A 19523-nucleotide genomic window follows, 5' to 3' on the forward strand; every position below is an offset into this window, starting at 1 on the left:
AAAACCCCATCAAGCCGGAATTTCCAGGGTGGCGCGCAGGCCGCCGGTCGTCAGGTTCTCCAGGCGCACCAGACCGCCCAGGCGCTGGGCGATGGTTTGCACGATGGTCAGGCCCAGTCCCGCGCCCTGGGCGTTGCCACGGCTGTAGAACCGTTCGAAGAGCCGGTCGCGCTGGGTTTCGTCGATGCCGGGGCCCTGGTCGTCGACGGTCAGGACGAAACGCTGGGCGTTTTTGTGCAAGCCCACGGTAATCACCCCGTTTTCCGGGGAGAAGTTCGCGGCGTTGCTCACCAGGTTGGTCAGGGCGATATTGATCGCGGAGGCATCGGTGCTGACGTTGTAGGCGTCGTCGTCGACATCGAACACCAGTTCCAGGCCTTTGCTCAGCAGCCACGGCGTCAGTTGAATCAGGGTTTCGCGTACCGTGGCGGCCAAGTCGATGGCTTGTACCGGTGGCCGCCCGCCGCTCGGCTCCAGGCGCGCCATGGTCAGCAGTTGGTTGACCAGGCGGCTGGTGCGGTCGACGCCGGTGATCAGAAAGGCCAGGGACTCGCGCCGCTCGGCTTCGGTCCCGGCTTCCAGCAGGTTCTGCGCATGCACCCGCAATACCGCCAGGGGCGTGCGCATTTCGTGGGCGGCGTCGGCGATAAAGCGCCGTTCGCGGCCAATCATGTCCTGGATCTGCGCGAGCATGCGGTTCAACGCCGCCTGCATCGGCTCAAGCTCGGTGGGCAGCGGGGTGAGCAGCATCGGTTCCAGGGAGCCGGAGTGCCGCGCGCGCAGGATCGCCGCCATATCGGCCAAGGGTTTGAGGCCCCAGCCGATGGCCAGCCAGACCATCCCCGCCAGGATCAGGCTGCCCAGTACATTGGGCCATAACGTGTGACGCACAATGCGCCCGACCAGGTCCGAGCGCACATCGTCACGCTCGCCGACCCAGACCCGCAGGCCGTTGTCCTTGTCCTTGAGCAAAAAACCGCGCCACTTGCGGCCACTCACGTCGTTGACATTGCTGTAACCCGGCTCGGTGGGGGGCGTGCTAAACGACGGGGCACTGTGGGTGAACACCAGGCGTTCGCCCTGGGCATTCCAGACCTGGAAAGCGATTTTGCTTTCATACGGGTGCCCATCCACCTTGGGCACCGCATCGGCAAGGGCTTTGTTGAAGGCGCGGTACAGCTCGGTGCGGTCCTGGCTGGCCAACGGCATGCTCATCACGCCCTGGAGCAATCGGGCGTTCTGCGCCAGTTGGGCGTCGTAGACTTCGGCGATTTCGTGGTTGCTGTCGTGCAGGTTGAGCACGCTGATCAACAGCAGCCCGGCGAGCAGCAAGCCGATGATCAGCGTCAGGGTGCGGCGCCGGATGGAGGTCATCGGCGCTCCTCCACCAGATAGCCGATGCCGCGCACGGTGCGAATCAAGTCGCTGGAGAATTTCTTGCGCAGATGGTGGATATGCACCTCCAGGGTGTTGCTCTCGGCCTCTTCGTTCCAACCGTAGAGCAGCTGCATCAACTGGTCACGGGTCATGACGCGGCCTGGCGGCGAGAGCAATTCATGCAGCAACTGGTATTCCTTGGGGGTCAGCAGCACCGGTTCACCGTGGTAGCTGACCTGTTGCGTGCTGGGGTCCAGGCTGATGCCCGCATGCTCGATCAGCACCCGCGCGCGTCCGGCGCTGCGCCGCAGCAAGGCGCGCAGGCGCGCCTTGAGTTCGGCCAGGTCGAACGGTTTGACCAGGTAGTCATCGGCACCGGCGTCGAGCCCGGCGATACGGTCTTCGGTGGCATCCCGCGCGGTGAGGATCAGCACCGGCACACAGCCGCCGCTGTCGCGCAGGCGACGCAGCACCTCCAGCCCGTCCATGCGCGGCAGGCCGAGGTCGAGCACCACCACGTCAAAGGTTTCGCTGAGCAGCGCATGCAACGCGCTGCTGCCGTCTTGCAACCAATCGACGGTGTATCCCTCGCGAACCAGCGCCTGGTGAATACCTTCACCCAATGCCACATCATCCTCGATCAATAATAGGCGCACACAGACTCCTGTCAGTTGAGTTTTTTGTTGATGTCGGCCAGCACGCTTTCAATTTCTTTGCGCCGCCCGGCGTCTGCGGTTTCCCGGCCCGGCCGAGGTGCGGCCTGCAGGGCTTTTTGCAGGGCGTCACGGGCTTCGGGGTAGCGTTTCTGCCGGTACAGGTGGTCGCCCCAGAAGTACAGACTATCAATGCCCGTCGGGTTCAGTTGCAAGGCCTGCTTGAGCAGTTGGTCCGCCTTGTCCGCGTCGCCGAAACCGATCGGCCAGCCGGGCACGCGATCATACAGGGCTGCGAGGCTAGTGTAGGCCGAACCTTGCAGGGCCTTGGGGTCCAGGGCGAGGGCTTTTTCCAGATCGGCCTTGGCCGCCTTGACCTTGCTCAATGCACCCAGTCCGCCCTGGGCGCCGGCCCAGCTGCTGGTGACGATCCCGGACCAGATCCAGGCTTCGGCGGCCTGAGGACGCGCCTGGGTGAAGGCTTTGGCCTGGTCGGCGAGTTGTTCAAAGGCGTGTTGGCGCTGTTCCTCGGGCAGGTTGTATTGAATATGCGCCCAGCGCGTCTGGATGTCGGTCAGGCGTTGCTGGTCGGTGGCGTCCAGCGCCCAGGTGACGGGGCTCAAGGCCATCAGCAGCAGTGCGGCAAGCAGGCGTTTCATGGGGTTGGGTCCTTTTTCACGGGTTTGTCGCTCAAACGGCGAATCAGCGGCAGTTGTTTGCGCAGGCTGCGGTCCACCAGGTTCGGCAGCAGGCTGTTGAGGCGTACGAAGAAACGCTCCGGCCAGCCCAGATACAGGTCGCGGCGCTCGTTGGCAATCGCCTGGACCACCGCCGACGCCACGGTGTGCGGGTCGTCGACGTTGGACTTGAGCGCATCGTTCAAGGCCTGTGCCTGCGTGCTGTTCATGCTGGTGCGGGTGGCGCGCGGGGCTACATACAGCACGCCGACCCGCGTATCCGCCAATTCCCGGCGCAAGGCTTCGGAAAACCCGCGCAAGGCAAACTTGGTGGCGCAGTACGTGGCATAGCCGGGGTAGCCGATGGAGCCATAGGTGGAGCCGACATTGACCACCATCGCGCTCGGTGCTTGTTTGAGCAGCGGCAACAGCAGCTTGGTCAGGCAGATCGGCGCGGAGATGTTCAACGCCAGCATCTGGTTGATGTCGTTGTCGTCCAACTGTTCAAGCATGGTGAAGTGATTGACCCCGGCGGCGTTGATCAGCAGGTTGACGCCGCCGATGGCTTCGGCGGCGGCCAGTACCTTGCGCCGGTCGGTGAGGAACGTCAGGTCGGCACTCACCCAGCACAGATGCTCGGGGTACTTGGCCAACAAGGCTTCCAGCGGGGCGCGATGACGGGCCACGGCGAGGACGTAGGCGCCGCTGGCGCAGAGTGCGGAGGCAATCGCCAGGCCAATGCCGCCGCTGGCGCCGGTCAGCACCACTCGGGCGTCAGACAGGCGCATGGGAAGCCTCCCCGATACGCGGCAGGTTGCGGAACATGTCGGTATAGAGTGCGTACACCACCTTGGAGGCACGGATCACCGCGGCCTGGTCATCGGGATCGTCCAGAGTGTTCATCAGGCGGCGATAGGTTTCCATGTGCCCGATGTCCAGGGAACCGTGGGAGCTGAGGTAGCTGAACGCGGTCTCCGGCAGTTGCAGGCGGTCGCGGATGCTGCCGGCGGCATGGGTGGCCAGGGCGATGCTGGTGCCTTCCAGCACGTTGACCATGCCGAACAGGCCGACCGGATTGTCACGGGCGATCAAGTCATAGAGGTAGCTGACCATCAACTCGATGGGCAGGCCTGGGCGGCCGTCACGTATCGCGTCTGCGTCGCCACCGCAGGCGGCGATGTCGTTGAGCACCCATTGCTCGTGACCGTATTCGTCCTCGATGTACTCGCAGACGGCCTTGCGCAGCCATTCCAGGCGCGAGGGCAGGCGTGCGCCGCAGGCCATCATCAACGGCACGGTGTGGCGGACGTGGTAATAGGCCTGGGCGAGAAATTCGCGATAGCTTTCCAGGGCGACCTTGCCTTCCAGGGCATCACGGATGATCGGCAGGCTGAACAGTGTGTTGCGTTCCTGCTGGGTGGCTTCTTGCAGCGTGTCGAAAAAATTCACGATGAGGTTTCCTCGTTGAGTGCAGGGGCAAATCGGGCTTGATAACGCGCGACGATGGCGTCACGGCGTGGCCGGCCGTTAGCGGTGAGCAAGCCATTGGCGGCGGTAAAGGGTTCTTGCAGGCGTGTCCAGACATGCACCTGGGCATAGTCGGGCAGGCCGCTATTGGCCGCTGCCACGGCGGCGGCCAACTGGGCGTCGCTGCAATCGGGGCGATGGGGCCAGAGCAGGGCGTGGTTCTGCGGCAGGGCTTCGCCATACACGAAGGCCTGGGCGATGACGCCGTCCTGGGTCAGTTCGGCCTCGACCCAGTCGGGGTTGACGTTGCGCCCATAACTGGTGACGAACTGATGTTTCTTGCGGCCCTTGAGGTAGAGAAACCCGTCCTCGTCGAAGGCACCGAGGTCGCCGCTGGGCCACCATTGTTCCGGCGGTTCGGCCTGCCCCAGATAACCGAGCAGGGTCGAGCCCTTGATCAGCACTTCACCGTCTTCGGCCAGGCGGATTTCCACATGGGGCAAGGGTTTGCCGACGCTGCCCGGCCGCTGCGCGTCGGGCAGGTTGAGGCAGACCACCGAAGCGCATTCCGACAGCCCGTAGCCTTCGAACACCGGCACGCCCAGGCGCTGCGCACGTTGCAACAAGGCCTTGGACACCCGGGCACCGCCCACCGCCGCAAAGCGCAGGCCCTGGGGGCTGAAGGCCTTCTGCTCGGCGGCGATCACCAACATCAGCAACAACTGCGGCACCAGGATCAGGCTGTGGGGCTGGCGCATCGCCAGGCAACCGAGCAACTGCGCCGCGTCCACCGCGCTGGCGCCCTGGATGCCAAGGGTCTTCTGGCTCGGCACACTCAGGGTGGCGCCGGCATACAGGGCGGCGTAGCACCCCAGGTTTTCCAGCAGAATCGCGATCGGCAACAGCGCCAGGTGGTGACGCGGATCGGTCACATGGCTGGCCTGATGCAACTCGCGGGCGACCCGCAGCAGGCTGTCGGCACTCAGGCACACGCCCTTGGGCGCGCCGGTGGTGCCGGACGTGAAGGTGATTTTGGCGGTATCCAGCGGCAGCGCGGGGCGGCCGGTGAAACTGCGGCGCCAGAACTCGCCGGCTTGATGGTAACCGGCGTCGCGCAGTTCGCCCGCCAGTTCGGGCTCGGCAATCACCAGTTCGGCGTGGCTCTGCGCCAGGCAATGGGCGCGCTGGGCCGGGCTGAAGAACGGCGGCAGGGTCAGGCAGGTCAACCCTTCGAACAGCACGGCCAGGTCCCAGAGCATGGCATCCACGCCGTTGTCCAGGGCCAGGGCCACCACTTTCACGCCGGCATCGCTCAGGCGTTGCTGGCGATAGGCGACCTCGGCGAACAGCGCGGTGTAATCCATTTTCAGGCTGTCGCCCCACAGGGCGATGGTGCCGTCATTGCGTTCGGCATAACCGCGCAGGACGGCGTGGAAACGGCGGGTTTCAGGCGACATGGCTGGTGTCCTCTATCGTTGTCGGCAACCCCAGGCGTGAAAACAGGCCCATGTTGCGCAGATGGATGAACCCGGCGCGGATATTGCCGACGTGCACCCAAGGTTGGCTTTCGTAGTAACTGCCCCACTGATGACGCTCGTCCCCCAGGCGCTGCGGATCGGCCGCGCACAGGGTGACCGGCTTCAAACCGAGGCGATGGAAACTGTTGACCAGGCCGATATTGCCGGTGAACGCCACCCATTCCAGGCCGGCCATGGCCAGCAACCAGGTAATCGCGATGATGCTCAGGCGCGCACTGCCGGTATCGCTGGCGGCCAGGTTGCCCACTTCGGCGATGGCGTTGCGCGCCACAGGTTGTTCGGCGGCGGCGCTGATCAGCGGTTCGATGGGGTGATCCAGGTAACGCTCCAGGAACAACGCTCCGTCACTGGCCAGGCGCACGCCGGCCACGGCACACAGCTCGCCGTCGACGTGGTTGACACCAAACAGTTGGGGCATGAAGTGGCGGATATCGGCGCCATGGGCGAGGCGAAAACGCTGTTGGATAAAGGCTTCGAAAGTCGGGCGTTCGGCGTCTTGGGGCAGGGCGCGGGAGAGGCGCATTTTTGCGCCGTCGGCATGGCCGAAAAACAGGGGCAGGGGAATGTTCCAATCAATACCGGGCATTGGCGTTACGCCTCCCATATGAAGTTGGGAGAAGTATCGGAGGCATTTCTTAACGAAGTCTGAAGGTGGCAAAAATGATCGATTTGCCCATCTTCAGACTGTCTTAAGACTTCGCGGGCAGGGTGTTCGCGACTATCCATCCACGCACAAGGCACCGCTCCATGACCGAAACCCTGCTGCCCTCTCGCTATGCGAAGCTTTCGATGACCCTGCACTGGCTGATGTTGGCGCTGTTCGTCGGCGTTTATGCCTGCATCGAACTCAAAGGCCTGTTGCCACGGGGGCATGCCCTCAGAAGTGCGCTGTTGGGCGGCCATGCGCTGTTCGGTATCGGCATTTTCCTGTTGGTCTGGCTGCGTCTGCTCGGGCGCCTGATGCCGCGTCCGCCGATCCTGCCGCGCCCGCCCGCCTGGCAGACGGCCGCGTCGCACCTGATGCACCTGGCGTTGTACGGCCTGATGATCGTCACCCCCGTGTTGGCCTGGCTGATGCTCAACGCCGGCGGCAAGCCGGTGCCGTATTTCGAGTTTGCCCTGCCTGTGCTGGTGGCACCGGACCCGGACCTGGCCAGGCAGTTCAAGCACTGGCACGAGTGGCTGGGCAGCGCCGGTTATTGGTTGATCGGCCTGCACGCGGCGGCGGGGCTGTTCCATCACTATTGGGTGCAGGACAACACCTTGGTGCGCATGTTGCCAAAGCGTTTCAGCCGCTGATTCCTAACCCCTGCTCGAAAGGGCAGGGTTTGGGCAAGGCCTTCAAAGGCCCGGCCGCCGTTGGCACGGTTGGGTGAATATTCTTGAGCTAGTATTGATCCTGTTGTCAGTTGCGATTTAGTTGGGCCACGGGCATTTCGCCGGTGCAGTAGGGGCGCGAGTGGGTTCAGACGTGCAACTGGGTAATTTATTACTCAGGGAGATGCATGATGCGCTCAGTGAAAAACGCCTTTATCCGTGGCCGATCCTGCCTTGTATTGCTTGCCTGCTTGTCGGCGCTCGGTCTGCCTGGCACACCCAAGGCCGACGACGTTCCAAGCCTGATCACCCTTGACGCCAGCACCGCGAAAACGCGAGATGGCCGGCCCGTCAGCGAGGGCCGCGACAATGCAAAATTGCTCCTCGATAGCCAGACGTGGCTGGACATTCCGCTGGATCGGAGCCTGACGGTCAGGGTCAAGAAACTGCGGGTTTCCCAGCAGTCCGGCGCCACCGTCTGGGTGGGTGAAGTGCAACCCTCGGCAGCGGGGCGTCGCACGGTCGGCCCTGGCCGCGATCTTTCCCACGACTTTGCCGCAGACCCGAAGAACCTGGCGATTCTGGTGGCTCACGATGAGCATGTCACCGGTTCGGTGATCGTGGACGGGGACAGCTATGAAATCCTGCCTCTCAAGAACGGTCGGGTTGCCGTTTCGCGCGAGCAGGACATCGAAATTCCCGATGCTCCGCTTCTCGACACCGGCAAAGCCCGCGAGGGGCCGGCGATCGCCCGCAGCGCCGACGCGGCGCAACAGCCCATCCGCGTGCTGACGGTTTATAGCAACGATGCTCGCGATGGCTTGGCCGACCCGGTCGCACAAGGCATCAAGCATTTCGAGTATTTCAAGACGGTCGCCCAACTCAGCGGTGTCACCGGCGTATTTGAAAACGCCGGGGTGGTCAACATCGACTACAACCAGCCGTCCAAACAATGCCAGGCTGATTTGACCTGCATGAACCGCTTGCTGGCTCCGGTCGCGCAATTGAGCAGCGACCTTCGCGTTCGATTGAAGGCGCAAGTGGTCATCGCCATGTTGGACACGGATGGCGGCCTGGCATCCATCGCCGGGCCGACGTCCTTGAACAGAAGTCACGCCTATGCCGCGATGCACAACTCCATGACCTATGCCCATGAAGTCGGGCATTTGCTCGGCGCACACCATGAAGACGGCGGTACACCGTTCCCGTATTCCAACGGTTACTGCCAGCGCACCGTCCAACCGTATTGGCACACGCTGATGGGCTACTGCGGCGGTGCCAGCCCGGCGTCGGTACGAATCGGCGCCTATTCCAACCCGAGGCTGACGTACCAAGGGTTGCCGATGGGCGTGGAAGGCGTTAACGACAACGTGCGCGCGATCAATGACTGGCACCCGATCGTCGCCGGCTTTTTCCCGCCTCCCGACCCCGCCGGTGCTCCCATCGCCAGCGGATTCGTGGAATTGGGCCAGAAAGACCTGCCGTTTTCCGGCGAGCGCGCCAACCTCAATGGCGCGGCGTCGCGCAATCCTGGCGTGGACGCGCTGCAAATGGAGTGGTCACAGGTCGAAGGCGCTCCGGCGGCGATGATCGACAACAGCCAGGCGGCGATTGCCGTCGCGCATTTTCCTGAAGTACAGGTGCCCACCGACTACCGGTTCCGGCTGACCGTCAGGAATGCCACGGGCGCAGTGGATAGCACCGATGCCAGCGTGCGTGTGTACCCACGCAGCCAGGGCGTCGCCTGCGGGAATGTCGCGGCCTGGAATGCCGATCAGGTGTACTCCGTGCCCGGCCAGCAGGTGAGTTATCAGGGCGATGTGTACCGCCAGGTCGCGCCCGCGGCTGGAAGCATCGTGCGGCGTGCGCCGAGCGTCTGGAACGGCTTGGTGGCACCGATGAACTGGCGGCTGGTCAAGGCCTGTGATGAGCCCAAGACCTTGCAACAGCGCGTGGCGGCGGTGGATACCTGGGCACGGGCCAATCGCAGCACGCCGGTGACGGTTGGTTTGCAGCAGCAACTGGCCAATCTATTGCGGCAACAGCAACTGACCTGGCCGTCGCCTTCGGCGCAGGGGCGCCTGCGGCCTATCGAATTCGAATCCAAGCGTTGTGTGATCAAGGACCCGGCCAACCCGACCCGGCTGGTGCTGCGAGAAGCCTGTAACGAGCCCGCCGCGGCGCGTTGGTTGCTCGATGGCAGCGGGCGCTTGCACGCCATGGACACGCCTGATCTGTGCGTGCGCAATAACGGCGACAATCAGGCGGTGACCCTGCAACCGTGCAGCGATAGCAGTACGCCGTGGATACGTGTGAAGGAGGCGGCCGCCGATTATCAGGCGGTGTGGGGGCAGGCGCTGGTCAGTGACTTCAGCGTGAACCCATCGGTGGATTACGGCGGGTTCCTGACCGACGTGGGAGGCAATCTGGGCACCAGAATCAAGACGCCCACCCAGTCCGTCACCTACAGCAAATTCGGCAACATCCCCCAGGACGCCAGCCTGTTACTGGCCCACGCGGGGGCGGACACCCTGAAAGTGGTCGGGCAGGTGATGGACAGCGCAGGGGTACCCGGCACCGCGCCACCCATGCCGCCGATGGTGGTGATCAGCGGGCCGTCCGAGGTCAACAGCGGCGACAGCGTACAACTCGACGCCAGCGCTTCGAGTTCGATCAATCCGGGGGCCGATCCGTTGGCATTCACCTGGGAAGCGCCCGTAGAACTCGGCGCTCAGACCAGCGGCGCGTTGCTGCGTTTCAACGCACCCGCCGTAACAACGCCGACACCTTACACCTTGAGGTTGCGGGTCGATGATGGGCAAATCCAGGGGCAGGAACAGCACCTGGTGGTGGTGCGCAGCCCAGGGAATGGCGGGCTTGAAGGCGACCTGAATGGCCCGGTGGAGATCCTGGAAAAAACCGCCGCAGTCTTTACTGCCGCTGTTCGGTCCCCGGACAACTTGCCCTTGAAGTACGCATGGGTCATCCCGCCTGGGTTCACCGGGCAGGTCGGTGACGCCGCCAGCGTGACCCTGACCGCTCCTGCCGTCGACGCCGATACAAGTCTGCCGCTGAGGGTCAATGTGCGTGACAGCAACGGCACGGTGTTGAACCTGGAAAAAAACCTCAGCGTGAAAAAAGACACCCAGCTCAAAGGCGGAACCATCGTCGGTGCCACCGAGGTCGAGAGCGAGCAGACCTTTACCCAGCATGTCGAAATCGGTAATCCCCATCACCGCGATCTGACCTACGACTGGGTGGTGACCTCGCCACCCGGCGGCGCGTTTACGGTGATCGGTGCCAGCAATCAACGCGAGCTGACCCTCAAGGCACCGCGGCTGCTGACCAGGAAAGACGGATACATCAGGGTGGTTGTGCGCGACGGGGTCGGTCTTGCGTCGATTCCGAACAAAACCATCACGGTCAAAGCGTTTGAACTGCCGCCGATGATCGGGCGTCTGGTGGTGCCCAACCACGTCAATGTGGGAGATGTGTTCGAACCGCATGTGATCATCGATAACCCTGAAGGCAGGGAGCTGAGCTACAGATGGACGGTGAACACCGCGAACTTCGAAGTGCTGGATTCAGATCCCAAACGGCCCAGCGCCAGGGTGAAGGCGACCAAGTCGAGTAATAACGCTGGGTTGGTGGTCCAGGTCACGGTCAGCGACGGCAGCGGTCGGTCGGTGACTTACAACACCCCGCGTGTCGTTGTCGGCGAGCCCAGCGGTGCCAACGCGCCTCAAGGTGAAGTGAACGGCCCGCTGCAAGTCGTCAGCGGCCAAAGCGTCCGGTATCAAGCCGCGTTCACGTCGCCCGTCGGTAACCCGCTGTCCTACGCCTGGGTCAAAGGTGTGTTGATCGGGGCTACGCCCAATAGCCCCGACCAGACCTGGACGGCCCCGTCAGTGACCACCGACCAGGTGGTCACCGTGGCGGTGACGGTGTCCGACAGCGCCCGCAACAGCGTGAAAAAAGCCATCGCGGTGCTGGTCAAGGCCAGCGGCGATGTGCCGGAGCCCGAGCCACAGCCGCCAGTGGGCAAGATCGTCAGTGCCGACACCGTCGAAGCGGGCAGTTCGCTGCTGGTCAGCACCGATGCGACCTCAACCCCACCGGGCGACAAATTGAATTACGCATGGACGTTCTCGCCGCCACTGGAAGGCAGTGCGGTCAACGGCCCGTCGATGACACTGCGTGCCGCCCAAGTGAGCGAGATCACACCCGTCGCGCTGCAACTGGTGGTGACCGACAGCAAAAACGCCAGCCTGACCCTGCGCAAGAGCATCAGCGTCCTACCCTCGGCCAGACCCGTGGCGCAGATCAACGGCCCCGCGATGGTCGAGACCGGCAAGCCTCTGGCGTTATCGGCGGTCAGTTCAAGCGGTATCGCCTTGCGTTATGCCTGGCAGGCCGATGGCTTCAATCCGCCGGCTTCGGTGTTGGTCAGCCCGACATTCACCGCGCCGGCTGCAGCGGGCGCGCGCACCATCCGGTTGACCGTCACCGACGCGGCCAACCGCACCGCCAGCGCCAGCCAGGCGATCACAATCACTGCGCCGGCGCAGTCCGGGGATTGCGCCGAACCCTGGGTCGCCAGCAAGGCCTATTCGGTGAACAACGTGAAGGTCTCCTATGACGGCTACAACTATGAAGTAGCGCACTGGACGCAAAACCAGCGCCCGGATTTGAACTGGGTGATCAGCGGCAGCGCCAAACCCTGGCGACGCCTGGCGCCCTGCACCCCATAAAGGCGGGACTTCGGCCAGGCCTGTTGTGGTTGCAGTTGTGGCGAGCGGGCTTGTCCCTGGAAGCCCCGCTTTCCCCTGCAACCGTCTGCCGCTCAGTCATTGGTCAGTGGCGGTAAGCGTCGCTTTACCGGGGTTTTCTTGACGATGGCCGTATTGGTTTCGGCATAGGTGTTAAGCCGGTCGAGAAGGGTGTCGAGTTGATCCATGGTGCGCACGTGCAGGCGCGCGATAAAGCAGTCGTCGCCGGTGACCTTGTCGCATTCGGTGAATTCGGGGATCGCCTGGATCTGGCGTTCCACTTCCTGCAATTTGCCAGGCAGGGGGCGGATGCGCACGATGGCTTGCAGCAGGTAGCCAAAATGTTTCGGGTCGATGTCGACCGTGTAGTGGGTCAGCACGCCGCGCTCTTCCAGGCGACGCAGGCGCTCGCCGACGCTGGGCGATGACAACCCGGTAATGCCCGCCAGCGCCTTGAGGGACAGCCGCGAGTCGTCCATCAAAGCGGTGATCAGTTGTTGGTCGATGGTGTCTATCATGGTTTTTACCTAATAAGTAAAGGTAATCCTGGATGTTTGCCTTTTTTAGCCGCTGGAGCCGCCGCCGAGCAGATTGCCATAATTGAGCCTCACTTGAGGAGCATCAATCATGGAAACCTCCATCCGTCGCGGTTCGTGGGAAATGATCGGCGCCATGCTGATCTCGGGCACCATCGGCTGGTTTGTGCTGGTGTCGGGCGTCTCGGTCATCGAAGTGGTGTTCTGGCGCTGTGCGATCGGAGGCCTGACGTTACTGCTGGTCTGCGCGTTGCTGGGCTACCTGCGCCTGGACCTGCTCAATCGGGCCACATTGGGGCTGGCGGTGCTCAGTGGCGTGGCCATCGTCGGCAACTGGCTGCTGCTGTTCGAAGCCTATTCCCGCGCTTCGATTGCCATCAGCACGGCGGTGTATAACGTGCAGCCGTTCCTGTTGGTGCTGCTGGCGGCGCTGGTGCTGGGCGAAAAGCTCAGTGTGCAAAAGCTCGCGTGGTTGTGCGTGGCGTTCCTCGGCATGCTGGCGATCGTCACCGCCCATGGCGAGGCGCAAAGCGGCGGCGATTATCTTGGCGGTATCGCGTTAGCGCTGGGGGCGGCGTTTCTGTATGCAATCGCGGCCTTGATCATCAAGCGCTTGAAGCACGTGCCGCCGCATTTGCTCGCGCTGATTCAGGTCACCACCGGTGCCGTGCTGCTGGCGCCCCTGGTGCCGTGGCACAGCCTGCCGGTCGTGCCCGATGCTTGGGCGGCACTGGTCACGCTGGGGGTGGTGCACACCGGTTTCATGTATGTGTTGCTGTATGGCGCGATCCAGAAACTGCCGACGGCGATCACCGGCGCGCTGTCGTTCATCTACCCGATTGCGGCGATCTTCGTCGACTGGATTGCCTTCGGACACCGCCTGGGTTGGCTGCAATGGCTGGGCGTGGCGGCGATTCTGCTGGCGGCGGCGGGGTTGCAGCGGGGGTGGTCGGTGTTGCGGGGGATCGCGGTGGTCAGGGGCTTGCGGGGGTGAGCGGGCTCACCCCCTTGACCTATCAGTGCGGCGCGCGGGGGATGGTCTTGAGCAGGTCGTCCGGGCTGATGTAGCCGACCACGCTGCCCGGCTGCGGCAAGCCGAGGATGTGCCCCTTGATCTTGCCCACCACGTGCATTTCGCAGGGCTTGCAGTCGAATTTCAGGGTCAGCACTTCATCGCCGTGGATCAGTTGCATCGGCGCCACCTTGGTCTTCACGCCGGTCACACCCTTGGCCTGTTTCGGGCACAGGTTGAACGAGAAGCGCAGGCAGTGCTTGGTGATCATCACCGGTACTTCGCCGGTTTCTTCATGGGCTTCGAAGGCGGCGTCGATCAGTTTCACCCCGTGACGGTGATAGAAGTCGCGGGCTTTCTGGTTGTAGACGTTGGCCAGGAACGACAGGTGCGCTTCCGGGTACACCGGCGGCGGCGTGGTTTCGGCCTTGCGTCCGCCACGGGGATGGGCGGCGATACGCGCGGCGGTCAGCGCTTCGATCACTTCGCGGCGCAACGCCTTGAGCTGGGAGTTGGGGATGAAGAACGCCTGGGGCGCATCCAGCTCGATGGCGGTGGCGTGGTATTCGGTGGTGCCCAGTTGGCCGAGCAGGTCGCGCAGGGTGTCCAGCGCCTGTTCCGGCTTGTTGGCCACGCCAAACGGGCCGGGCAGGGTGACGCTGGCGCTGATGCCTTCTTCGCTGGTGGCGGTGACGTCCAACTGGGTTTCCCGCAGCCGCGCGACCCACGCCAAGCCGATACGGCGCTCGGCCGAGGTCTTGAGCAGCGCCTGCTGCCAGTTGTGATCGAGGTTGCGGTTCAGCGGGTGGTTGGGCCGCAGTTGATGCAGGCCCGCCGGCATTTCATTCGGTTCGACGCGGTAGCGGTAGCGCTTCTGGCCGTCTTCCTCGAACTCGCCCTTGGGCTCGGCGATATTGGCGCGGAAACCCACGACCTCGCGCTTGACCAGCACATTGAGGCCGTCACCGTTGGACAGCGGCTCATGGGTGATCACTTGCAGGTCGCGCTTGCCGGCTTTTTCCACCACGCCCACCGGCAGGCCGGTGAAAGTCGGGGTGTCGAAGGCGCCGATGTCGATCTTGCGGTCGCTGACAAAGTAGTCGGTGCTGCCACGGTGGAAGGTTTTTTCCGGATCGGGCAGGAAGAAATGCGCGGTACGGCCGCTGGAGGCGCGGGCCAGGTCCGGACGGTCCTCGAGGATCTCGTCCAGGCGCTGACGGTAATAGGCGGTGATGTTTTTCACATAGCCCATGTCCTTGTAGCGCCCTTCGATCTTGAACGAGCGCACACCGGCATCCACCAGGGCACGCAGGTTGGCGCTCTGGTTGTTGTCTTTCATTGACAGCAGGTGCTTTTCAAAGGCGACGACGCGGCCTTGATCGTCTTTCAAGGTGTACGGCAGGCGGCAGGCCTGGGAGCAATCGCCACGGTTGGCGCTGCGGCCGTTCTGCGCATGGGAGATATTGCACTGCCCGGAGAACGCCACGCACAGCGCACCATGGATAAAGAACTCGATGGCAGCGTCGGTCTCGTCGGCGATGGCGCGGATTTCTTGCAGGTTCAGCTCGCGGGCCAATACCAACTGCGAGAAACCGGCCTGGTCGAGAAACTTGGCGCGGGCCAGGGTACGGATATCGGTCTGGGTGCTGGCGTGCAGCTCGATGGGCGGAATATCCAGCTCCATCACCCCCAGGTCCTGCACGATCAATGCATCGACGCCAGCGTCGTAGAGCTGATGGATCAGCTTGCGCGCCGGTTCCAGCTCGTTGTCATGCAAGATGGTGTTGATCGTGGTGAACACGCGGGCGTGGTAACGACGGGCGAATTCCACCAATTGAGCGATATCGCTCACTTCATTGCACGCGTTATGGCGCGCGCCGAAGCTTGGGCCGCCGATATAGATGGCGTCGGCGCCATGCAGGATGGCCTCGCGGGCAATGGCGACATCGCGGGCAGGGCTTAGCAATTCCAGGTGATGCTTGGGCAAGGACATAGTTTTTTTAGTCAGGCTTGTCACGGTTGAGGCGCGCATTGTAGCCGTGAAACGCCTGACCGGCATCACTTCAGGCCTTGGCGGCCATCGCGGTGACTTCCACGCGCATGCCTTCGACCGCCAGGGCGGCAACGCCCACCGCCGCGCGCACGGGCCAGGGCTTGGCGAAGAAGCGTTTGTAGACCTCATTGAAGGCGGCGCGGTCGGCCATATCCGTCAGATAAATGGTCAGGTGCATGACCCGGTCCATGGCGCTGCCGGCTTTTTCCAGGGCCACTTTCAGGGCTTGCAGGGTGCATTCGCTTTGCAGGGTGATATCGCCCAGCTCAAGGCTGCCATCGGCGCGGGTGGGGATCTGGGTGGAGACCAGGATGCCGTTGAAGCCGACGACATCGGAGGAAATGGAATCGATATCGGGATCGGGGGTGTAGGACAAATCGTGGTTGGCCATGGGTGCCTCTCGATGGCTGTGGCAGAAAGGCGTCATGGTCGTTGAAAACGCCGGCCCGGGCAAACAGACCGGCTCGCCCGGCCACTTGTCTGATGCCGGAAAATAAACCTTTCAGCTGCGTAAAGTCGCGTATTTTGCGGCCGATAGTCGAATATGCGCTGGTTTTTTTCCACGTCCGAGGCTACGTCATGTTCAACACAACTCTTAAAAACGAACTAGTGGCCAGGACGGCCGAAATCAGCGAATACAAGGGATTGATCACCGCCCTGGAGCGCTCCATGGCAGTGGTCGAATTCGATCTGAATGGCAAGGTGCTACGCGCCAACGACAACTTCCTGAAAGTCCTGGGTTACAGCAGCGCCCAGTTGGCCGGTAAATCCCACCGGGATTTTTGCTTGCCGGCGCTGACCGCAAGCCCGGCCTACAGTCAATTCTGGGCCGATCTCAAGGCCGGCAAGTTTGTCTCGGGCACCTTCAAACGGGTGAACGGCAACGGCAAGACCATCTGGCTCGAGGCCAGCTACAACCCGGTGCTGGATGAGCGTGGCCAGGTGTTGAAAGTGGTCAAATACGCACTCGATGTCACCGCCAAAGTCGAGCAGGAAGCGGCGTCCCGCAGCAAACTGGCCGCGCTGGACCGGGCCATGGCCGTGATCGAGTTCGACCTCAACGGGCAGGTGCTGGACGCCAACGCAAACTTCTTGAACGTGATGGGTTACACGCTGGCGGAAATCAAAGGCAAACAGCACCGTTTGTTTTGCGAACCGGCGCTGGTCAACAGCAATGAATACGCGGATTTCTGGCGCCGCTTGAACAACGGCGAGTTCTTTACCGGGCAGTTCAAGCGCCTGGGCAAACAGGGCCGGGTGGTGTGGCTGGAGGCCAGTTACAACCCGGTCTACGACGGTGATGGGACGTTGATCAAGGTCGTCAAGTTCGCGAGCGACATCACCGAACGCGTGGAGAAGTTCGAGGAAGACTCCCGTGGTGCTTCGCGGGCCTATCATATTTCCTCCGAAACCGAGCGCTTCGCCGAACACGGCACCCAGGTCATTCAGGAAACCACCGCTGAAATGCGCCGCATCGCCGACAACATCGGCGCTTCCGCGCGCCTGGTGGGGCAACTGGGGCAGCGCTCCGAGCAGATCACCGCGATCGTCAACACCATTCGCGGTATTGCCGACCAGACCAACCTGTTGGCGCTCAACGCTGCCATCGAGGCGGCGCGGGCCGGCGATCAGGGCCGTGGTTTTGCCGTGGTGGCCGACGAAGTCAGGCAACTGGCGGGGCGTACCAGCCGTTCGACAGCGGAAATCGCCGAGATGATCGGCCTGATCCTGTCCGAGACACGCGACGCGGTCACCAGCATGAATGTCACCCAGGAAGGCGCGCAACGCGGCGTGAACCTGGCGGATCAGGCCGGTGCGGTGATCCTGCAGATCCGTACCAGCACCAGCGATGCCGTACAGGCCGTGAGTATGTTCGCGACGAAAATGGATGAATCGGAGGTCATTCCCAAAACCGCGGTCGGCTGGGTGGGCTGATGCCATAAGGCGTTGGTGAGGTGTCAGGCGCCCAAGGCTGGAGGAGGGGGGATGCCCCCTCGTTCAACGCGGGTATTACTCTTTGACATCCATGAACTTCTCGGCCCAGCCCACGTAGCTCTCCGGCAACGTATAGGTGTGCGTCAGTTCGGTGGCGCTGAGGTTCGAAGTGCTGTGGGTCAGTTGGCGCTGGGCACGCAGGCTGTCGTAGGTCGCCTTGATCGCGGCAAAGTAGGCGCCGTGGCCGGCCACCACCACGCGCACGCCAAGGCTGGCCAGGCGCTGGCTGTCATGGAGCTTCGGATTGCCGTAGGTCACCAGCATCAGCGGTACCGTGAGGTGCTGGGCGATGTCTTCCAGGTGCTCGAAGTCACTGACGCCCACCATGCAAATCCCGTCGGCCCCGGCTTTCTGGTAGGCCAGGGTGCGCTCGATCACCGCCTCGGTGGGCAGCACGCCCGCATTGGTCCGCGCGATGATCGACAGTTCGGGGTCGACACGCGCTTCCACCGCGGCCCTGACTTTGCCGATGCCTTCCTCGATGGAGATCAGGTCGGTGGACTTACGTCCGAATTGCGCCGGCAGCAACGTGTCTTCGATCGTCAGCGCGGCCACGCCGGCGCGTTCGAGTTCTTCGACGGTACGCATCACGTTGAGGGCATTGCCATAGCCATGGTCGGCATCGGCGATGAAGGGTAATTGGGCGACGCGCCCGATGCGGGTGGCCTGCTCGACGAACTCACTCAGTGTGATCAATGCAAAGTCGGGCGCGGCCAGGACCTGCAACGACGCCACGGAGCCGCCGAGGATACCGACCTCGAACCCCAGGTCGGCGGCGATACGCGCCGACATCGGGTCGAACACCGATGCGGTTTCCACGCAGGTGGGTGTGGCAAGCAGTTCACGGAAATTGCGACGAAGCGCCGAATGGGACTTTTTTGGCATGATCTTTCCTGGTTGGGGCATTTGCGACTGACGATCAATGCCTATTCATAGTCGCAGGAGGTTACCACGCCGCAAAACCCAGGATTATGACGTTTGAGAATGGGGTATGCGTTTGACACATACCATGGATCGCAGCTTTCGCGCGGCGGCCATGGCGTGAGGTGTCCTCGGTTCATTCGACGGGCTGGTTGATCAGACTCAAATGGCAGGTGCTGCCGCCGCGCCTTTTGGCTTGGTACATCGCATTGTCGGCCCGCGCCAGCAACTGCTCGACGCTCACACCGTCCGCCGGATAAAGGCTGATCCCTACGCTGATACCGACACTGATGTGCGTGTGCAAGCGATGGGCGTCGATCATGAAGGGCTGATCGACCGCCCCGATGAGTTTTTCGGCCAGCGCCTCAACCTGTGCCGCTTGCTCCATGCCGGTCACCAGAATCGCGAACTCATCGCCGCTCAAACGGCAGACAACGTCGGAGCGGCGCACCGATTGGCTGAGCCGTTCAGCCACGGCCACCAGCAACTTGTCGCCGCAGGCATGCCCGTGGGTGTCGTTCACCGCTTTGAAACGGTCAAGATCGATGAACATCAGCGCCAGCGGCTTGTGCTGCCGAGTCGCGTGGTTGATCGCCTGATTGAGCAGACTCAGGAACAGGCTGCGATTGGGCAGCCCCGTCAGCCCATCATGGAAGGCCAGTTGTTGCATGCGCTTGCGTTCCTCATCCATCACCTGGAAGTTGTGCAGGATGGCGATGAAATGCGTGACCACCCCATCGGGGTCGCACACCGGCGTAATGACCTGATTGATCGTGCAGTGGGAGCCGTCCTTGCGGCGCTCGATCATCTCGCCTTGCCACGTCAGGCCCGCGAGGATGGTCATCCATAATTCCCGGTAAAACGTGGTCGTTTGTCGTCCCGACGACAACAAATGCGGGGTCTTGCCCACCAGTTCCGGCTTGGAATAGCCACTGAGCTGGCTGAACGCCTTATTGATCCACACGATGCAACCGGTCCTCTCAGTGATCAGCACCGGGTTCGTTGCGGCGTCCAGTGCCCTCATCAACAGTTGCTGCTCATCTTCGATCATGTGCCCTCCGACAGCGTTGGTGAGGCGGAAAACCTTGATTCAGGCTAGGTCCATGGGCAAAAGCGGCTGTTGATGAATATCAACTTTTGCTGGCCCAAGCTGATAAAGATCAATGGCTCGCCGCCGCGCAGGGCTCAATCTGAAGGCCAATCCACTG

15 protein-coding genes and 2 pseudogenes are annotated in these 19523 nt (G+C 62.8%); 5 read left to right on the forward strand and 12 right to left on the reverse strand.

Annotation, left to right across the window (positions count from 1 at the left end):
• Positions 1-9: 9 nt before the first annotated feature.
• Genes BLR63_RS07440 through BLR63_RS07470 form a run of 7 tightly spaced genes read right to left on the reverse strand, consistent with a single transcriptional unit; the run spans position 10 to position 6298 of the window.
• Positions 10-1374: a sensor histidine kinase gene (locus tag BLR63_RS07440; protein ID WP_010562953.1), complete on the reverse strand. Its 1365-nt coding sequence runs from the start codon at positions 1372-1374 to the stop codon at positions 10-12.
• Complete coding sequence (locus BLR63_RS07445) at positions 1371-2033, reverse strand: response regulator (RefSeq protein ID WP_010562952.1); 663 nt, start codon at positions 2031-2033, stop codon at positions 1371-1373. Before BLR63_RS07445 ends, BLR63_RS07440 begins: the two co-directional genes overlap by 4 nt.
• A gap of 11 nt (positions 2034-2044) precedes the next feature.
• Positions 2045-2689 (reverse strand): tetratricopeptide repeat protein, encoded by a 645-nt coding sequence (locus BLR63_RS07450; RefSeq protein WP_010562951.1) that lies wholly within the window; start codon positions 2687-2689, stop codon positions 2045-2047.
• Positions 2686-3495 carry an SDR family oxidoreductase gene (locus tag BLR63_RS07455; protein ID WP_010562950.1) on the reverse strand — a complete coding sequence of 270 codons (810 nt, stop codon included), beginning with the start codon at positions 3493-3495 and terminating at the stop codon, positions 2686-2688. Before BLR63_RS07455 ends, BLR63_RS07450 begins: the two co-directional genes overlap by 4 nt.
• A complete protein-coding gene (locus BLR63_RS07460; protein ID WP_010562949.1) occupies positions 3482-4156 on the reverse strand; it encodes a TenA family transcriptional regulator in 675 nt (224 codons plus the stop codon). The genes BLR63_RS07455 and BLR63_RS07460 overlap by 14 nt, the downstream gene beginning before the upstream one ends.
• Entirely contained in the window at positions 4153-5631 is a 1479-nt protein-coding gene (locus BLR63_RS07465) for an AMP-binding protein (protein ID WP_010562948.1), read from the reverse strand. Before BLR63_RS07465 ends, BLR63_RS07460 begins: the two co-directional genes overlap by 4 nt.
• On the reverse strand, positions 5621-6298 hold the full coding sequence (locus BLR63_RS07470; RefSeq protein ID WP_010562947.1) for a thermostable hemolysin: 678 nt from the start codon (positions 6296-6298) through the stop codon (positions 5621-5623). Before BLR63_RS07470 ends, BLR63_RS07465 begins: the two co-directional genes overlap by 11 nt.
• Before the next feature lie 161 nt (positions 6299-6459).
• Here BLR63_RS07470 and BLR63_RS07475 point away from each other — a divergent pair, with 161 nt between their 5' ends.
• The gene (locus tag BLR63_RS07475; RefSeq protein WP_010562946.1) at positions 6460-7011 is read left to right on the forward strand and encodes a cytochrome b; all 552 of its coding nucleotides are present in this window, start codon (positions 6460-6462) and stop codon (positions 7009-7011) included.
• A 209-nt stretch (positions 7012-7220) separates the two neighbouring features.
• The gene (locus BLR63_RS07480) at positions 7221-11780 is read left to right on the forward strand and encodes a metallopeptidase (protein WP_010562945.1); all 4560 of its coding nucleotides are present in this window, start codon (positions 7221-7223) and stop codon (positions 11778-11780) included.
• 92 nt (positions 11781-11872) lie between these two features.
• On the opposite strand, the gene BLR63_RS07485 is transcribed toward BLR63_RS07480, so the two are convergent.
• Positions 11873-12316, reverse strand: coding sequence for an Lrp/AsnC family transcriptional regulator (locus BLR63_RS07485; protein ID WP_010562944.1), 444 nt, complete (start codon positions 12314-12316; stop codon positions 11873-11875).
• A 109-nt stretch (positions 12317-12425) separates the two neighbouring features.
• On the opposite strand from BLR63_RS07485, the gene BLR63_RS07490 reads away from it, so the two are divergent.
• Complete coding sequence (locus tag BLR63_RS07490) at positions 12426-13328, forward strand: DMT family transporter (RefSeq protein ID WP_010562943.1); 903 nt, start codon at positions 12426-12428, stop codon at positions 13326-13328.
• Between the two features lie 22 nt (positions 13329-13350).
• Here the strand turns inward: BLR63_RS07490 and BLR63_RS07495 are convergent, their stop codons facing one another.
• Positions 13351-15339 carry a peptidase U32 family protein gene (locus BLR63_RS07495; RefSeq protein WP_010562942.1) on the reverse strand — a complete coding sequence of 663 codons (1989 nt, stop codon included), beginning with the start codon at positions 15337-15339 and terminating at the stop codon, positions 13351-13353.
• A gap of 70 nt (positions 15340-15409) precedes the next feature.
• Positions 15410-15790: a RidA family protein gene (locus tag BLR63_RS07500; protein ID WP_010562941.1), complete on the reverse strand. Its 381-nt coding sequence runs from the start codon at positions 15788-15790 to the stop codon at positions 15410-15412.
• Between the two features lie 278 nt (positions 15791-16068).
• Between BLR63_RS07500 and BLR63_RS32300 the strand changes: the two are divergent.
• A pseudogene (locus BLR63_RS32300) lies at positions 16069-16698 on the forward strand (PAS domain-containing protein); the annotation flags it as partial.
• Positions 16699-16857: 159 nt separating this feature from the next.
• Positions 16858-17334: pseudogene (locus BLR63_RS32305) on the forward strand (methyl-accepting chemotaxis protein); the annotation flags it as partial.
• Between the two features lie 75 nt (positions 17335-17409).
• Here BLR63_RS32305 and BLR63_RS07510 read toward each other — a convergent pair.
• Both BLR63_RS07510 and BLR63_RS07515 read right to left on the reverse strand, forming a co-directional pair.
• Positions 17410-18279 carry an isocitrate lyase/PEP mutase family protein gene (locus BLR63_RS07510; protein ID WP_010562939.1) on the reverse strand — a complete coding sequence of 290 codons (870 nt, stop codon included), beginning with the start codon at positions 18277-18279 and terminating at the stop codon, positions 17410-17412.
• A gap of 172 nt (positions 18280-18451) precedes the next feature.
• Complete coding sequence (locus BLR63_RS07515; RefSeq protein ID WP_010562938.1) at positions 18452-19366, reverse strand: GGDEF domain-containing protein; 915 nt, start codon at positions 19364-19366, stop codon at positions 18452-18454.
• Positions 19367-19523 lie beyond the last annotated feature (157 nt).

Origin of the sequence: Pseudomonas extremaustralis (assembly GCF_900102035.1) — a bacterium.
GTDB classification, from domain to species: Bacteria; Pseudomonadota; Gammaproteobacteria; order Pseudomonadales; family Pseudomonadaceae; genus Aquipseudomonas; species Aquipseudomonas extremaustralis.

What these genes read in the sequence shown, in the direction of transcription:
- BLR63_RS07490 (WP_010562943.1), top strand. Translation starts at nt 12,426, where the DNA reads ATGGAAACCTCCATCCGTCGCGGTTCGTGGGAAATGATCGGCGCCATG.
- BLR63_RS07455 (WP_010562950.1), bottom strand. Translation starts at nt 3,495, where the DNA reads ATGCGCCTGTCTGACGCCCGAGTGGTGCTGACCGGCGCCAGCGGCGGC.
- BLR63_RS07485 (WP_010562944.1), bottom strand. Translation starts at nt 12,316, where the DNA reads ATGATAGACACCATCGACCAACAACTGATCACCGCTTTGATGGACGAC.
- BLR63_RS07515 (WP_010562938.1), bottom strand. Translation starts at nt 19,366, where the DNA reads ATGATCGAAGATGAGCAGCAACTGTTGATGAGGGCACTGGACGCCGCA.
- BLR63_RS07480 (WP_010562945.1), top strand. Translation starts at nt 7,221, where the DNA reads ATGCGCTCAGTGAAAAACGCCTTTATCCGTGGCCGATCCTGCCTTGTA.
- BLR63_RS07470 (WP_010562947.1), bottom strand. Translation starts at nt 6,298, where the DNA reads ATGCCCGGTATTGATTGGAACATTCCCCTGCCCCTGTTTTTCGGCCAT.
- BLR63_RS07495 (WP_010562942.1), bottom strand. Translation starts at nt 15,339, where the DNA reads ATGTCCTTGCCCAAGCATCACCTGGAATTGCTAAGCCCTGCCCGCGAT.
- BLR63_RS07475 (WP_010562946.1), top strand. Translation starts at nt 6,460, where the DNA reads ATGACCGAAACCCTGCTGCCCTCTCGCTATGCGAAGCTTTCGATGACC.
- BLR63_RS07500 (WP_010562941.1), bottom strand. Translation starts at nt 15,790, where the DNA reads ATGGCCAACCACGATTTGTCCTACACCCCCGATCCCGATATCGATTCC.
- BLR63_RS07440 (WP_010562953.1), bottom strand. Translation starts at nt 1,374, where the DNA reads ATGACCTCCATCCGGCGCCGCACCCTGACGCTGATCATCGGCTTGCTG.
- BLR63_RS07510 (WP_010562939.1), bottom strand. Translation starts at nt 18,279, where the DNA reads ATGCCAAAAAAGTCCCATTCGGCGCTTCGTCGCAATTTCCGTGAACTG.
- BLR63_RS07465 (WP_010562948.1), bottom strand. Translation starts at nt 5,631, where the DNA reads ATGTCGCCTGAAACCCGCCGTTTCCACGCCGTCCTGCGCGGTTATGCC.
- BLR63_RS07450 (WP_010562951.1), bottom strand. Translation starts at nt 2,689, where the DNA reads ATGAAACGCCTGCTTGCCGCACTGCTGCTGATGGCCTTGAGCCCCGTC.